Consider the following 15718-nt stretch of genomic DNA (forward strand, 5'->3'; position numbering starts at 1 on the left):
TAATTTTGAAACTTTTATTCAATTTGGTACTTTTTTAATCTCCTTGACAAAGTGGATTTGTTCATCTGCAATGCTCGGGCTACGTCGCTGGCCCTCCTGTATTTGTTCATCATCGACTCCAGGATATATTTTTCGTATTCTTCCATCAGCTGTTCCATGCTTTTGCCGCTGGCAATGGCATCCGTTGAAACTGTAGACTCAACTGGAATACCGATGGCCCGTTCCACTTGGAATTTGGTAATCGTTTCTCCGTCAAAGCTGATCATGATACGTTCGATAACGTTCTCAAGCTCACGGATATTGCCCGGCCATTGAAAGCGCTGCAAGAGCTCCATCGCTTCCTCCGTAATGATTTTCTCTAGTTTATATTCCTTATTAAACTGGCGGACAAAGTACATCGCCAGCGCCTTAATATCTTTTTTCCTTCCCCTCAGAGGCAATAGTTCCAGCGGCATGATGTTGAGCCGATAATACAGATCCCCTCGGAAAGCTCCCTCCTCAATGGCTTTCTTTAAGTCACGGTTAGTCGCTGCGATTAACCGGATATCCAGGGAAATCGTTTTCGATCCGCCAACCCGCATCAGTTCCCGTTCCTGCAATACCCGCAGCAGTTTGGACTGAAGATGAATGGGCAGCTCACCGATTTCATCCAAAAAAAGAGTTCCTTTGTTGGCCATCTCAAACAGGCCCATCTTCCCATTTTTATCAGCTCCGGTAAAGGCTCCGCCTTCATAACCGAACAGCTCCGATTCCATCAGATGCTCAGGAATGGCGGCGCAGTTGACTTTAATGAAAGGTTTTCCCACCCGCTTGCTGTTTTGGTAGATAAAATTGGCGAAAACTTCTTTTCCGGTCCCCGACTCTCCCGTCAAAAGGACGGTTGCATCCATCTTGGCGATGCGCCTGGCTTTTTCCGCAAGCTGTTTGGAAGCTTCGTCTTCTGCGATCATATTGCCCCACATAACGATGTTCTGGCGTTTTAAATATTCTACCTCTTCTTTAATTTTCACATTATCGTTATCCCGCTCTTTTAAGAGCTCCTTCAAAGTCAGGGTTTCTGTGATATCCCGTTCCGTACATATGACCAGCTCGATCTTGTCGTTGTGATACAAGGGCGTTCCGGTTACATATACTTTATCCCCGTCTCCCAGGCTCTGAATGATCTCTTCTTCCTTGCCGCTCTTCAAGGTTTTCAGGGTGATGGAATCGGCGATAAAGCCCATTTCTTCCAGCTCCTTCATGTTTTTTCCAAGAACTTCACCTCTGGTCAGGCCGCCGGTCTTGCAGGACTCATCATTGAGAAAAAGGGTTTTCCCTTTTCCATCCGTAATATAGACGCCAACCTTCAGGCAATTTAAAATATCCAAGAACTCCCGATAATGATCTTTTATAAACTTCTTATACATGGTGAAATACTCCTTAGCTTTTTCTGTGCCTGATTTGTACAAGTGCAGCTTTCGTGCCAGTAAGAGGATCTATCTTTTATTTCCCGTTTCGTTTTGTCAGTGGCGACAGATTCACTCAAGGTATCGTTTGACAGTTGCTTCCGGTATCCCAGTCATTTCAACAATTTTTTCCGGGATCATGCCGCTTCGTGCTATGTTGCAGACAATTTCTCTTTCCTTTTCCTCGGCCCGCTCATCTGCCAGTTTCTTGGCCCGCTCCTCCACCAGTTTCTCGGCTCGCTCCTCCACCAGTTCTTCCGCCTTCTCCTCCGCACGAATATCAATAAATTCTTCTTCGGTCAAATACAATGTTAACATATTTTCCACCTCGCTTCCGTGTTGCTCTAAAAAAGATTTTAGAATCCCTTTTCCCGTACAACTCCATATTGCATGACGAATCGCTTCATCCCGATCCATCCCTTTTTTACGCATATTCCCTCTTACTTCTTCTATAAAGTACGAATATTCCCTCAGCGTTCTGCTGCGCAGCAGGATGGGATGTTGTTTATGATAATTGATATTAATGATTTTAACCATAATCTGGCCATAGAGCGAGCCTTCTTTCCGGAGAAACGCTTCCGACAAATACTGAATCGTTTCAGTGGGGCGCTCCTCCTGGCCATTGTAAAGCACAAACAGGTGCGGTGTAGGAATTTGATAGAGTTTCTTTTGATAGGCCTTCCTGTTATCCAGTATCTTTTCATAGGTTCTTGCCAAATACACCATCTCGCGCAGAGGCATATTTTCACTCCATGACGATTGGTGCTCCACAACGGAAAGCAACGCCGCAGAATATTGAAAAGCCAAATCATTCACCTTTTGGTTATAAATCGCATCTTCCAGCGTCACGATTTCCAGTTTCTCTGTTTGTGCGTAATTCGTCTCTTCCAACGCATTAAACAGTTCTAACGCCTCCTCTTTTTCGCTGAACAACAGACGGAAGATCCGATCCTTAAAATCCCGGCTGGTACGGTAGTACGCCGTATCTTCTTTTATTATAAAATTTGCATGATCCAATTGCAATACATACTCTTCTAATTGTTCCATCATTCTCTCCTTAGAGTTTATTTATACCATTATATGTCATTTGTAAAAATATGTAAAGTCAATTTTTGATATGTTTCATTTTATCTCTCATGATCTGGGGCCGGGGCTGCAATTATCTCTGCACTGACATAATATCCAACTGGCCGAAACCGTTGAAATTTTACACTAATTTCAGCCAACCTATCAAAATTAGTGTAAACGGCCCAGCTGGCTGGTAACTGGACCGGTCGGCTGGTCAAGTCCGAGGATCAAAACGGCCGTTTCACCGCACCCAGGCAGCGTCAGACAAAAAGGCCGGCCGCGAATGTCCATTTTCGCAGCCAGCCCTTCCTTATTATTCCGGCGAATCTGCCCGCCGTGTTCGATTTATCTGTCTTTCAGCTTATCGCCAGCTCTTTTGCTCGCTTTTGCCATATTGATAATATCTTTTCCGCCCAGGATGGCCAACATAAAGATCATGAGTCCGCCGACGATGAAGGATACCCATACCATGGCCATACCCAGCCCCTGATTTGCAAAGCCCAGGGAAAGAACATAGTGTCCCAGGAAAATAACCGCGATTACAACCCAGAATACCTTCCAGCCGGTCGTATTGGCGCAAAGCCATCCAAAGATGCCGCCTCTCTGCGGTTTATCTTCTTCTGCGATCAGCTTGCTGGCCTTCATTTCTTCGCCGAGAACCTTATAGCTGGTCGCTTTTGCCATCTCGTAATCAGGCTTGGTAGCCAGGCTGACAATGATCATCAAAGGAATGGAAATTGCCACGCCCACATGTACCGCATGCAGACCGAATACCAGGCCGCCCGGGCTTCCTGTCGTCGCCCACGCATACATTGCCCAGCAAAGAGCTACAGCTCCGCCTCCAATCGTAGCGGCCAGAGCACCCGCTGTCGTGGAACGTTTCCAGAACCAAGCGCTCATGGTCGTGGCAAAGAGGCCGGAAAGTCCGATCGCCTGAGCCAAAGCCCACAGAGGAACCAAAATCGGCAGCCACAGAGCGCTGGCAATACCGATGGCCACAACAATTACCAAAGAAACTCTGCTGGCAAACAGAACCTGTTTGTCCGTAGCCTTCTTATTGATAATCTTCTGATAAATATCTCTGGTGAGGATGGTTACACCATTCATCGCAAAGGATGAACCGCACGAGATAATGGTCATCATCAATCCGGTGAGAATTAGCACGCCTACAGCCGTATTGGAGAAATTAATGGTAAACCATGCATACAGGGAGTCGCCTGCCAGACCGTCGGGCATGGTGAATTTGCCGATGGTCACACCCACCAGAATCGCCATACCGCTGAGGAACGGGAGCACGTTGTAATAGGATCCGCCCAGTACAGCCAGCATTCCGTTGGAGCTTACTCTCGGAGATTCTCCCACATATGCCCACATATACATCCACGGATCAGCCAGATAGAAGAGGCCCAGCGTTAGCGCATATACGGTAAAGGTAGATGTGTCGATGGCCCAGAAGTTGGTAAAGCTCTTAGGCAGTACATCATAGAAGGCCACAGTCACCGTATTGGGATCTCCAATCACTTTGAATGCTACAAGAGCGAAAAGTATAATTCCTGCCGCCTGAAGAATGGATTGGAACCACTGTGTGATCAGTGCGGAGTATTGCCCTGCCGTAATCAGATACAGCAGAATGATGATTGAAGAAACGACTACGCCGAATTCGGTGCTGGTGCCGAAGACGACCTTCATGGAAACGGAAATCGCTAAGAACTGCATACCGGTCAGGATTGCCGGTCTCGTCAGCGAAACAATTGCAGAAGGTACACGGAGCTTTTCGCCGTACCTGGCACAAATGAAGTCTGAGATCGTGACAGCATTGGTCTTTCGTCCGAAATAGTTCAGCCTTCTTGAGAATAAAATAATGAAAATTACGCTGCCGGTAACAACGAACAGGGATGCCCACATTTCTGAGATACCGGAGTTAAAGCCGTTTCCTACATAACCGGAAACGCTGGCGCCTCCCACGTAGCCGCCCAGATAAGCGGTAGCCAGCAGCCAGAACGGCGCTTTTCTTCCTGCCAGCAGGAAGTCGTCGGAGGTCGTGGCAAGCCGTTTGAACCACATACCGGCGCCGATGAAAGCGATGACCAGTATGATCAGTACCACGATGGAAATTGTAACGATAGTGTTCATTTTGTCTCCTTTCTATTTTATCTATATTTTGCCATAACGTCTTCATTGAGATGGATCGGCGGTTCATAATCATCCGGCAGCAGACATTTATAAGTACGCCCTTCCATCCTTTCATCAAATTCCGCCTTCGCTCTGCTCAGCAGATCAGGATCGCACAGCAGATCGGCCGCTGATAAGGAAATAACCTTGGCCGCGGTGTCCATGCTCTTTTGCCCCATGGTATCCGCCGCGCATCTGGCAACGCCCCAGTGATGCCATCCGCAGTTTTCCATGCCCATCGCGATCCACGGCGAAGCATAGGGAGCATTCCAGCTGAATTCCGAAGTATCGCAGACAACCGTATATCCGCCTTCAAATGGGGAGATTTCTTTCGGCAGTCCGGTTTCCGGCGCCCCCAGTTCTCTTTGAATCGCCTTGGCCTTTTCATGTTCTTCTTCGGTAAAGGCCGGCGGACCGACCAACTGCATATTCTTATGTACCGCTTCTGCCAGCGCCTTATTGGGGATTTTGTGGTGAGTAGCGGTAATCAGCTCGGTTTCCACTTCTGTTTCTGTTGCCAGCGCCGCGCCTTCCGCGCACTTGGTAATCCGGCCCAGGGCGTTCTGCGCATCTTCTGTAGTGATGAACCTGCCAATATACCAGGCAGTAGTCACATCTGGGACAACGCTTGGGAATTCCGGACCAGTATTGGTCAGTGTATAGTTGATGGTATTGGCCGCATCCGGCGGGCATCCTGGATAGATGTGTTCCCGCATCAACTCCACGCCATGAGCCTGAAGCATGGCCGCATCCAGAGCGCTTCTTCCATGCCACGGAGAGTTGCCATGGGAAGTTCTCCCCTTAAAATGATATTTCACGCTGAAATACGCGCAGCAGCTGTCATAATTGGCCTTGGTGTAGGACCATGGATGCCAGTCCAGAAAAGCATCAAATCCCTCAAAGCAGCCGGCCTTTCCCATGAAAGGTTTTCCTAAGCACAGCTCTTCGGCGGGAGTTCCCAGGACTTTGACAGTTCCGCCAAGACCGAATTCCTCCATTGCATTTTTGATGGCAATAGCTGCTTTTGCGCCTCCTGCTCCCAGCAGATTGTGGCCGCAGCCCTGTCCCGGTGCGCCTTCAACAACCGGCTCCTTAGTCAGAGGTTCCGCCTTCTGGGAAAGTCCTGGAAGAGCATCATATTCCGCATTGATGCCAATCACGGGACGGCCTTCTCCATAAGATGCGATGAAAGCAGTAGGCATGCCCGCAGCGCCCCTCTCCACCTGGAATCCGTTTTCCTCCAGCAGGTCCATCAGCACAGCCGATGACTTGAATTCCTGCATGGACAGTTCCGGTGTATTCCAGATTTTCTGTTCCGCTTCATAGAAGCGTTCTGTGTTCTCTTCGTTCCATTTGATCAAAAAATCTTTGATCTTATTTAATTCACTCACTTGACGACTCCTTTCTTTTTCAATTCACACCCATATATAACCGCAATATATGTGCCAAATACGATCGGTGCAGTTTTCAGATTCTTGAGAATTGACAGAAAACCAATGGCTTGAGGATTTTATAAAAAGCGGGCAGCCTCAAAAAATACCGTAAACTTTTATCATTTTTAAGTCAGAATCGACTTTTTAAGTCATGATGACTTAAATCGTTTCCTTGTCCAATTTAACCAGGACGTCGGCAGTCAGTTCCGTTCCCGCCACTAAATCTTCCCACTTGGTGTTCTCCTGAGGACAGTGGCTCATTCCTTTGATGCTGGGGACGAAGATCATTCCCGTGGGGATGATTTCACTGATAAATACGGCGTCATGGCCGGCCCCTGAAATAATCCGCATAGCGGGCAGATTCTTTTCGTTGGCCGCTTCTTCCACGCAGCCAACAATCGTCTCATTAAAGACGGCCGGTTTAGCCCGCCAGTATTGCTCGATTTGAACGGAAACACCAAATTCATCACAAGTCTTCTGGATAATATCTTTCGTCTGCTGTTCCAGTTCTGCCATACCCTCATCGGTGTGGTAGCGCAGGTCAATACTGAAGTATACGGTTCCCGGAACGATATTCTTGCTGGCCGGCTGAGCATTTATGATGCCGTTTGTAATGACAGCCGGTTCTCCAAAGTCAATGCAGTTTTTGCGAATGCGGGAAATGGCTTCTGCGGCGGCGACCAATGCATCCTTTCTATGGGACATGGGCGTTGTTCCTGCATGGTTTGCTTCTCCGGAAATGGTTATGTCAAGTCCAGTGATTCCCAGTGCACCGGTTACGATTCCGCACGAAAGGCCCTTGGCATCCAAAACCGGTCCTTGTTCAATATGGGGCTCCAAATAAGCTTTGGCCTTTGTCAGTCGGTTTTCTTTCTCTCCCTGATAACCGATTCGCTTCAGTTCATCTTCATAGCGAACCCCCTCTGTATCTTCCCGGTCGTATACCCACTGAGGATCAAACACACCTGCGTTTACCCCGCTGGCTAGCATAGGCGGAACAAATCTTGCGCCTTCCTCATTGGTCCAATCAGCAAGAATTAAATCACTGTCCAGCTCAAGACCGCTTTCTTTGATGGAGAGGATGGCTTCCAATCCGGCCATGACGCCGAAAAATCCGTCGTATTTCCCTCCGTTGGGCTGAGTATCCATATGGGAGCCCACGCAGATTGGCAGCGCCTTTTCATCCGTTCCCTTCATCACGCCGTATACGGTTCCCATATCGTCGATGCGCACCGACATTCCAGCTTCCTCCATCCATGAGACTAATAAATCGCGCGCCTCACGATCGGCATCCGACAGGGCAAGCCTCATCATTCCGTCCTCCTCGGTTACAGCTATTGCGTTAATTCGATCCATTCGCTGTCTAAGTCTCTCCTCGTTTATTCGCATTGTTTTAAGTCTCTCCTTTCCAAATTTGATATTTGCCCCCTATATTCCGCAACATCCATGCCAGGTTGCATTTGGAAAACGCGGCAGTATTCTGAAAATACGAAAAAATAAAGGCTAGAAAGAATTAAAAAAGAACCGTGCTAAAGGTTTGAATTCCTTCAGGCGGCCCCATATAAGTCTAAATCGAATTACGCGATTCAGCCTTGACTTTCCTTTATGTACTTTTTAATTCTGCGATAGGCCGTCGACTGGCTTATGCCCAGGACCTCAGCTACTTTATAACTGCTCTTATAGCGCTCGTAAGCTTTAATAATGATATCCTTTTCCACCTCTTCCACTGTTTTATTGAGGGCATCTTTTCTGCCGTCTTCCTGGCTGCGTTCATCCTGATCCAGGGCCAGCACCCAGCCGGATTCATTGGTCACGACCAATCGTTCAATATAATTTTCAAGTTCGCGCACATTGCCTTTCCAATCGTGATTCATGATAAAATTCATGGTTTCTTCGTCCAACTTCATCTTTTTATTATACTTTTTCATGTACATGTCCAGGAAATGCTGAGTGATCACGCCCAAATCATCCCGTCTTTCCCGCAGCGGCGGAATGTAAATGGGGATGACATTGATTCGGTAATAGAGATCGGATCGAAAGGTTCCCCGTTCCACTTCCAACTCCAAAGCCCGGTTACTGGCAGCAATGATTCTGGTATCGATGGGAATTTCTCTGGTACCCCCTACCCGGGTCAATTTTTTGGTCTGCAAAAAATGAAGGATTTTAACCTGGAGCATCAAAGGCAGCTCACTAATTTCGTCGAGAAACAGCGTTCCGCCGTCGCTCAGCTCGATCAGTCCCGGCTTTCCTTTTTTATCAGCTCCAGTGAATGCTCCGCTCTCGTAGCCGAATAGCTCTGACTCCAGGAGGTTTTCCGGTATGGCTCCGCAGTTGATGCTGACCATCCGTTTTACGGAGCGATTGCTGGTTTCATGGATATAGGAGGCCAGCACGCCTTTGCCCACACCGGTTTCTCCGGTTATCAGCACATTGGATTCCGTGTTTTTAATCACATCCGCCAATCCCAGAACCTCTTTCATGGCTTTGCTCTCAGCGATGATTTCTTTTTTCTCTACCTTCTGTTTTTCGCACTTTTCTTTGCCTCGCATATATCGGGTCAAAGAATTCATCTCGTCCAGCTTGACCGCATTGGTAACAACCCGGAAGAGCGTACCATTTTCATCAAATACCGGTACGCCGGTCACGGCCATACGCTTTACATCACGGATATCCTGCAGTACAGAAATCGGCCGCTTTTCCTTGAGGGTCAGCAAACACACAGAAGGCCGGAAAATCCCGTCCCCATCCAGGTCAGCCACGTTTTTGCCCAAGACTTCATGCCGGTTCATTTTCACCATTTTCTCATAAGATTTATTAACCCTGAGGCATTCGCCGTCTGCATCGCAGACAAAGAAACTGTTGGGAGATTCTTCAAAAATGAGGTTCAACTCTTTGCTCGACTGAAAGATGACCTCCAGTGCGGCTAGCAGCTCGTCCTCTGTCTGAGGGCTCTTTTTCATCCTGGAAGTCTCGTACTGGGCAATTCCCACGTTTTCCAGCGCTTTCATGTAAAGCTCCACTTTGGCTTTGATTTTTTCAAACAAGCTTTGATCCATATGTTCCATAATCGTATCTCCTTTGGGTCCCATGCTAAACGAGGATCCTATTTTTGTCAAGAACCACAGCCAAAAACAGGAAAACACCTCCGGAGAGGTGTAATCCCGTTGTGTATGGTAACTTTGTGTGAAGATTACTCGTAGTGATGTTTGAGAGTGATATCCGCCGGTTTTCTGCCGTCTTTCCACTTGATTTCTCCCGGTGTAATACATTCCTGAACCGGGCATACGTTGATACACAGGTGGCATCCTACGCAGTTGTCGTTCAGTTCGGGTCTTCTTTTCTCTTCATTCCAGTCAATGGCCTGATGAGCGCCGTCATAACAGGAGATATAACATCTGCCGCAGCCAATGCATTTATCTTCATTGAAATCAGGCAGGATTTTGAAGTCACGGTTCAGCTCTTCCGCAGGGATGATATTCGGCAGTGCGCAGCCGATAAATTCATCCAGTTTATTGTAACCCCTCTCGTCCATAAAGTGCATGAGGCCGCTCGCCATATCTTCAACAATCCGATATCCGTACTGCATGATGGCAGTGGTAACCTGAACGTTTCTGCATCCCAAAGCCAGGAATTCAGCCGCATCTCTCCAGGTTTCAATACCTCCGATTCCAGAAATCTCCAGATCTTTCAACTTTTCATTCTGGAGCATTTGAGCGATGAATCTGAGCGCGATGGGCTTAACAGCTGCGCCGGAGTAGCCGGAAATCGAAGACTTTCCGTTTACAACAGGCATTGCCGTCATATTCTCAAAGTCAATGTTGGTAATCGACTTGATGGTATTGATCGCCGATACAGAGGCCGCTCCGCCTTCAATAGCTGCGATTGCAGGTTCTTCCATGTTCTTGCAGTTGGGTGTCATCTTGGCGATGAACGGGATTTTTGTAGTCTCGGAAACCGCTTTGGAATAAGATCTTACCAGTTCAAGATTGGTTCCTACGTCAGAACCCATATCGTGGCTGGTCATCTGCGGGCAGGAGAAGTTTCCTTCGATTAAATCCGCTTCCGCCTGTTCCGCCATCTTAGCCAAATCTCTCCATTCCTGTTCGTTGCTTCCCATGATGGAAGCAACCATGATTTTTTCCGGATAAGCTCTCTTGAGCTTACGCATATTCTCAAAGTTCAATTCAGTAGGCTTGTCGGAAATCTGTTCCATGTTTTTAAAGCCGACCCATGGTAGGCCCTCTTTATTCACATTGTCAAATCTGGGGGAGCATTCGTCAGCAACGAAGATACCTACGGTCTTATAAAACACGCCGCCCCAGCCTGCTTCAAAACTCTTTGCAACCATCTCGTAATTACTTCCAACCGGTGAGCTTGAAAGGAAGAACGGATTTTCGCATTCAACACCTAAATAGTTTATAGATAAATCTTTTTTAACTGCCATCCTACTTCACTCCTTTCTTCTCAAGATATGCAATCATAGAGGCTGCGGCATCTTTTCCCGCCGCTACTGCTTCTACAACTGTCTTGCCGCCGTTTACAATGTCTCCGGCCGCAAAATACTTGTCGGCGCTGGTAATGCCGTCCTCGCCGGCATCAATCGTGCCTTTTTCCGTAACTTTGACAGGAGCGATCTTCGTCATATCCTGTGGACCCTGGCCGGTTGCAAATACAATGGTATCCGCGGAAACCTGCATCTGAGCCGCATCGTCTCTGAATCCTTTGAATACGGCAGTTTCAACTTTGCCGTTTCCTTTTACCGCTGCCGGCGCCATACCGGTGGTAATACCGATACCCAACTCCAGCGCGTACTGGAATTCCGACATATTGCCGGGAGCCTCTTCCAGTGTTCTTCTGTAAACGATCTTCACATCGTCCGCTCCCAGAAGTTTTGCGGTTACGGCGCAGTCAACCGTAACATCGCCGCCGCCTACAACGACGACTTTCTTTCCCGGATCGAAGCCTTCGCCCTTGGTTCTGGCTTCCTTCAGGAAATCAGCTGCCGCGTAAACGCCTTTCAGGTCTTTTCCTTCGATATCCGGAATCCGGATGCCCCACAAACCGGCACCGATGAATACGGCATCATAATCTGCAACATCTGCTTCTTTTACTTCTTTTCCAAATTCAAACTTAACACCCAGACCTTCTACCTGTGCGATATCGTGGTCAACGACAGCCTGAGGCAGTCTGCTGGGAACGATTCCGTATGTAAGCACGCCGCCGGCCTTGGCTTCTCTTTCCAGGATTGTCACCTGATATCCGGCTTTGGCCAGTTCTGCGGCACAGGCCAGAGATGCTGGTCCTGCTCCTACGCAGGCAACCTTTGCCGCCTTCTTTTCATCAGGCGCATTCAGTATTTTCATACCGAACGTCTTTTCTTGATCAATGGCATATCTCTGCAGCTTTCCGATTTCAATCGGTCTGTCGATGCCGCATCTCGAGCAAGCTTCCTCGCAAAGCTTGTCATATGGGCAAACTCTTGCGCAGGTTCCGCCTAAAACATTGTTTTCTCGAATCGTTTCAGCTGCGCCTTTGACGTTTCTGAATCTGATCGAGCGAATGAACTTTGCAGGGTCAGTTCCTGCCGGGCAGCTCTGGCTGCATGGTGCGTCGTGACACAACAGGCATCTTGCGGCTTCTTCCATAGCGGTTCTATGGCTAAATCCACAAACAGCTTCTGCGGTGTACTTTGCTTCTACTACTTTACTCAATTTACATTCCTCCTTACCGCGTCGCTTCTTTCCTTTTGGAAAAAAAGCTGCATCATCAAATGGCTTTTAGGGTCAGTGAAAATGCAGCTTATCCATTCAGGGGAGCTTGACAAAAGCTCCCTCCATTATCCTCTGTAGTGACGAATCGTCACTATTCAAAGTCTTCGTCCGCTTTCAGAATCGCATTCAGCAGTACGGTAGCGCCGCTGGTGCAGTGTTCTGGTTTTGCGTATTCCGGTTCGCAATGGGACAGTCCGTCTTTTGTCTGGATGAAAATCATCGTTGTCGGCAGCATATATGCTACGAACTGTGCATCATGGCCTGCGCCGGAATGGATCATCTGATGGGAAATGTCTGCATCTTCAGCTGCAGATTTTACATAGCCGACCAATTTTTCGTTCCAATAAACGGTGTCGCGCTTCCAATTTTCTCTGATTTCGCAGTCACAGCCAGCCCATTTCATAGTGGCGATCTTCTTCACGATCTCCATAACCTGCTCGCGGACCTTTGGATCTTCGTGGCGGACATCCAGTGAGAATTCCACTTCGTCCGGGATTACAGTATGTACGCATGGATGGCAGTAGATTTCGCCTGTGGTGTAAACCAGTTCTGGTCTGCCCAGCTTGTCGATCTCATCATGGAGATAGCACAGGGCCTGGGAAGCCGCATAGAGAGCATCATGTCTCTTGCTCATGGGGAAAGTTCCCGCATGAGCCGCAAATCCGGTGAACTTCAGGGAGTAGTTGAACATGCCCAGTACACAGTCAACAACGCCGATATCATTTCCCGCTTCTTCCAGGATCGGTCCCTGTTCAATATGCGCTTCGAAGTTGCACAGATATTTGTCAGGGCTGAGACGATATTTGGCATCGCCTTTATAGCCGGATGCATCCAGAGCTTCGCCGAAGGTTTTGGCGCTGCCTTCATGCTCTTCCATTGCCTTGGATTTCATCATGTTTTCATATTTAAAGTTCTTTGCAATTTCAGGAGGCAGGTAGTCGTTGCATACAATACCGGAAACCATCATCGCCGGCGGATACAGAGAGCCTTCTTCGTTAGTCCAGATCATTGCCGTAAGCGGATGTTTGTGGGGAATGTTGTTTTCGGCAACGGTTTCCAAAACTTCCATTGCACTCATTACACCCAGGATACCATCGTAGTTGCCGCCGTTTTTAACGGAATCCACATGGGAACCAGTTACAATTCTCTTGGCGCCCGGATCGGTTCCCGGCAGAGTCGCATAAATGTTGGCCACATCATCAATTTCGATTTCCGCGCCGATGGCCTTCATTCTTTTGATGAACTCTTCTCTTGCCAGTTTCGCTTCCGGTGACAGCGAATATCTAGTAATTCCACCGTGTCCGGCATCACCATATTTACTGAATGTCTTGATTTTATCAGTCATTCTGTCCAAACTACAAGTATACATAATCTTCGTCCTCCTTTTTATATTTAAAAAAATTAGTTACCATACCTTCACAATGCAACAAGTTTCTGTAACCGGTTACATTTAATAATATACCATATTTTCAGAAAATTGCAAGAGTTTTTTACCAATCCAATTTTAATTTTTTTGCCGGACAGATACAGGTACACAAACCGCAGCCGGTGCAAAGCTCCTGATCTACACAAATTTGATCGTCTTTTTTGGAAATCGCGTGATACATGCACGCATGGATACAGATGCCGCAATCAGCCGTACACGGCACGCTGATAGCAGTGCTGGTCGCCGGCTCGATTTTGATCTCATCAAATGATTTGAGATTTCGCAGCGCTTTTCCTTTTATTCTGGAAATGTTGCCGATCTTCTTTTCCTCCAACCACTGATTGAGATCGGTTATGATTTTGGTCAGGGCCTCGGGGCCGTTGATCATCACGGCTGTTCCCACCTGCACGGCGGATGCTCCCAACATGATGTATTCCAAAGCATTGCGGTAATCCGTAATGCCGCCGATACCGCAGATGGGAATATCTACCGTCTGGGCGATGGTGGCTACGGAAGCCAGCCCCAGAGGGCGAATCGGCCCTCCCGAATATCCGCCATATGTAGCCAGAGATGGTTTTCCCGTTTCAATATCCACGCTGAGAATGCAGCGAATGGTATTGATGGCGCTGACGCCGCTGGCACCTGCGTTTTTAGCGGCTTTGGCTACCGCGGAGATATTGGTTGTATTCTGGGAAAGCTTGACGATTACCGGCAATTTTACGTTGGATACAACCTCCTTGGTCATTTCAAAAACGGTTTCCGGATGGGAAGCCATGACTTCCAAAGATTCCCACATAGGATTGGATACGCTGATTTCAATGGCATCGGCTCCGAACTTTTCCATTTTTGTAGCCAAATAGGCCAGTTCCGACGGCGTATGGGCGGAAATGCTGGCGATCACCACGCCGCCGCCGCTCTTTGCGATCTCCATTTCCCGTTCCCAGCCTTCAATTTGTATATCGCTGTAAAGTCTTATATTCTGAGCTCCCATGCCATCGTAAGCAATCCGTGGTCGTACATCCAGCAGGGTATCGCTGACTACGCTCTCTGTCACCACAGCCCCCGCTCCTGCTTTGATCAGGCGGCGAATGCTTTCACCATCCCTGCTCCAGGGACCCGCCGCTGCCATAATCGGATTTTCCATTCTCAGACCTAAAAATTCTGTCTTCATCATTAAAACATTTCTCCAATTCTTTCTTTATGGCCGCTGGACTTTCGAATCTTCAGCTTAGACTGAAGCAGGATCGTCTTCGGCTCCGTCTCTGGTTCCTCTTCGCCTTCTATAATATCAAATAGCAGACGCGCACCGTATACTCCCATTTTATGCAGCGGTACTTCTACGGTAGTCAGCTTTGGTTCTACCAGATTTGACATTCTAACATTGTCAAAACCCATTACTGCCATATCATCGGGAATCTTGAGGCCTTTATCTTTAATAGCATCCATGGCACCAAAGGCGATATAGTCGCTGCTGGCAAAAACCGCTCTCGGGGGATCGGCAAGTTCTGCCAGTTTTTTCGCCCCAAGGTAACCGCCTTCGATGGTGTTTTCTACCTCCCGCAGATAGTCCCGGACAAAGGGCAGTTCCGCTTCCTTGAGCGCTTGCTTATATCCGGCTATTTTATACTCATTCTCGATCTGAGGTTCGGTCCCATAAAGCATAGCTATTTTTTCATGACCGCTTTCCAGCAGATGGTTCACTGCTTTTTTTGCTGACTGTTTGCAGTCGATGCTTACCACGTGCAGCCCCAGACTATTTTTATGCTCTCCGATGAGCACCACCGGAATTTTTTGCTCCTGCACCAGCTGAAAGTCTTTTTTTCCCAAAGAAGAACAAATAAAGATGATGCCGTCTACCCTTCTTTTTATCAGCTGATCCAGATATCGTTTTTCTTTGGCTGCATCGTGCTCCACGTTGCACATTAAGGCGATATATTCCTTTTGATGCGCCACATCCTCTACACCTTTAGCGATCTCCATATGTACGGAATTCAATATATGGGGTATCATAAGGCCGATGGTCCCAGTCTTATTAAAATTCAGGCCCCGTGCGAACCAGTTGGGTGTATATTCTGTCTCCGCAATGATCTTTTCGATTTTTTCTCTGGTCTTCGGCGCCACGTTTTCCGGGTGATTCAGTACCCGGGAAACCGTCGCCACAGAAACACCAGCCTGTTTTGCAATATGTCTGATATTCATAGCGCCCTCTTCAATCATTAATATTTTGTCCAATTCAATCATACGCTGCGCGGCCTGACCGGGCCGGCACCGTACATGTCAGTCCTCACCTTTTCAGAAGGCTTATCTGGTGCTCATTTTCAGTTTTCCGTTTTTTTGGTTCCTATATAATTCGGCACCGCCCTTGAAGCTCTCATCTCCTTATGACAAAAAGGCCTGGACACC

At 47.9% G+C, this 15718-nt stretch carries 11 protein-coding genes; all 11 read right to left on the bottom strand.

The window, feature by feature from the left end; all coding sequences use genetic code 11:
- Positions 1-14: 14 nt before the first annotated feature.
- On the bottom strand, positions 15-1406 hold the full coding sequence (locus tag LG211_RS13145; RefSeq protein ID WP_148398405.1) for a sigma-54 interaction domain-containing protein: 1392 nt from the start codon (positions 1404-1406) through the stop codon (positions 15-17).
- 111 nt (positions 1407-1517) lie between these two features.
- Positions 1518-2495 carry an Rpn family recombination-promoting nuclease/putative transposase gene (locus LG211_RS13150; RefSeq protein WP_269477719.1) on the bottom strand — a complete coding sequence of 326 codons (978 nt, stop codon included), beginning with the start codon at positions 2493-2495 and terminating at the stop codon, positions 1518-1520.
- 363 nt (positions 2496-2858) lie between these two features.
- Positions 2859-4646: a sodium:solute symporter family protein gene (locus LG211_RS13155; protein WP_148398409.1), complete on the bottom strand. Its 1788-nt coding sequence runs from the start codon at positions 4644-4646 to the stop codon at positions 2859-2861.
- A gap of 17 nt (positions 4647-4663) precedes the next feature.
- Positions 4664-6076: an amidohydrolase gene (locus LG211_RS13160; RefSeq protein WP_148398411.1), complete on the bottom strand. Its 1413-nt coding sequence runs from the start codon at positions 6074-6076 to the stop codon at positions 4664-4666.
- 201 nt (positions 6077-6277) lie between these two features.
- Positions 6278-7507, bottom strand: coding sequence for a Zn-dependent hydrolase (locus LG211_RS13165; RefSeq protein ID WP_269477720.1), 1230 nt, complete (start codon positions 7505-7507; stop codon positions 6278-6280).
- Between the two features lie 197 nt (positions 7508-7704).
- On the bottom strand, positions 7705-9183 hold the full coding sequence (locus LG211_RS13170) for a sigma-54 interaction domain-containing protein (protein ID WP_253021011.1): 1479 nt from the start codon (positions 9181-9183) through the stop codon (positions 7705-7707).
- Positions 9184-9308: 125 nt separating this feature from the next.
- Positions 9309-10562, bottom strand: a complete 1254-nt coding sequence (gene preA / locus LG211_RS13175; protein WP_148398417.1) for an NAD-dependent dihydropyrimidine dehydrogenase subunit PreA — start codon at positions 10560-10562, stop codon at positions 9309-9311.
- Position 10563: 1 nt separating this feature from the next.
- Positions 10564-11829 carry an FAD-dependent oxidoreductase gene (locus tag LG211_RS13180; protein WP_148398419.1) on the bottom strand — a complete coding sequence of 422 codons (1266 nt, stop codon included), beginning with the start codon at positions 11827-11829 and terminating at the stop codon, positions 10564-10566.
- A gap of 151 nt (positions 11830-11980) precedes the next feature.
- Positions 11981-13258: a Zn-dependent hydrolase gene (locus tag LG211_RS13185; protein WP_148398421.1), complete on the bottom strand. Its 1278-nt coding sequence runs from the start codon at positions 13256-13258 to the stop codon at positions 11981-11983.
- A 121-nt stretch (positions 13259-13379) separates the two neighbouring features.
- Positions 13380-14489 carry a nitronate monooxygenase gene (locus LG211_RS13190; protein ID WP_269477721.1) on the bottom strand — a complete coding sequence of 370 codons (1110 nt, stop codon included), beginning with the start codon at positions 14487-14489 and terminating at the stop codon, positions 13380-13382.
- Complete coding sequence (locus LG211_RS13195; RefSeq protein ID WP_269477722.1) at positions 14489-15514, bottom strand: LacI family DNA-binding transcriptional regulator; 1026 nt, start codon at positions 15512-15514, stop codon at positions 14489-14491. The genes LG211_RS13190 and LG211_RS13195 overlap by 1 nt, the downstream gene beginning before the upstream one ends.
- Between the last annotated feature and the right edge of the window lie 204 nt (positions 15515-15718).

It is taken from the genome of Hominibacterium faecale, assembly GCF_020734085.1.
GTDB lineage: Bacteria > Bacillota > Clostridia > Peptostreptococcales > Anaerovoracaceae > Hominibacterium > Hominibacterium faecale.

Excerpts from the sequence above, each read along its gene's own strand:
- LG211_RS13145 (WP_148398405.1), bottom strand. The coding sequence starts at position 1,406 with ATGTATAAGAAGTTTATAAAAGATCATTATCGGGAGTTCTTGGATATT.
- LG211_RS13150 (WP_269477719.1), bottom strand. The coding sequence starts at position 2,495 with ATGATGGAACAATTAGAAGAGTATGTATTGCAATTGGATCATGCAAAT.
- LG211_RS13155 (WP_148398409.1), bottom strand. The coding sequence starts at position 4,646 with ATGAACACTATCGTTACAATTTCCATCGTGGTACTGATCATACTGGTC.
- LG211_RS13165 (WP_269477720.1), bottom strand. The coding sequence starts at position 7,507 with ATGCGAATAAACGAGGAGAGACTTAGACAGCGAATGGATCGAATTAAC.
- LG211_RS13170 (WP_253021011.1), bottom strand. The coding sequence starts at position 9,183 with ATGGAACATATGGATCAAAGCTTGTTTGAAAAAATCAAAGCCAAAGTG.
- preA (WP_148398417.1), bottom strand. The coding sequence starts at position 10,562 with ATGGCAGTTAAAAAAGATTTATCTATAAACTATTTAGGTGTTGAATGC.
- LG211_RS13185 (WP_148398421.1), bottom strand. The coding sequence starts at position 13,258 with ATGTATACTTGTAGTTTGGACAGAATGACTGATAAAATCAAGACATTC.
- LG211_RS13190 (WP_269477721.1), bottom strand. The coding sequence starts at position 14,489 with ATGATGAAGACAGAATTTTTAGGTCTGAGAATGGAAAATCCGATTATG.
- LG211_RS13195 (WP_269477722.1), bottom strand. The coding sequence starts at position 15,514 with ATGAATATCAGACATATTGCAAAACAGGCTGGTGTTTCTGTGGCGACG.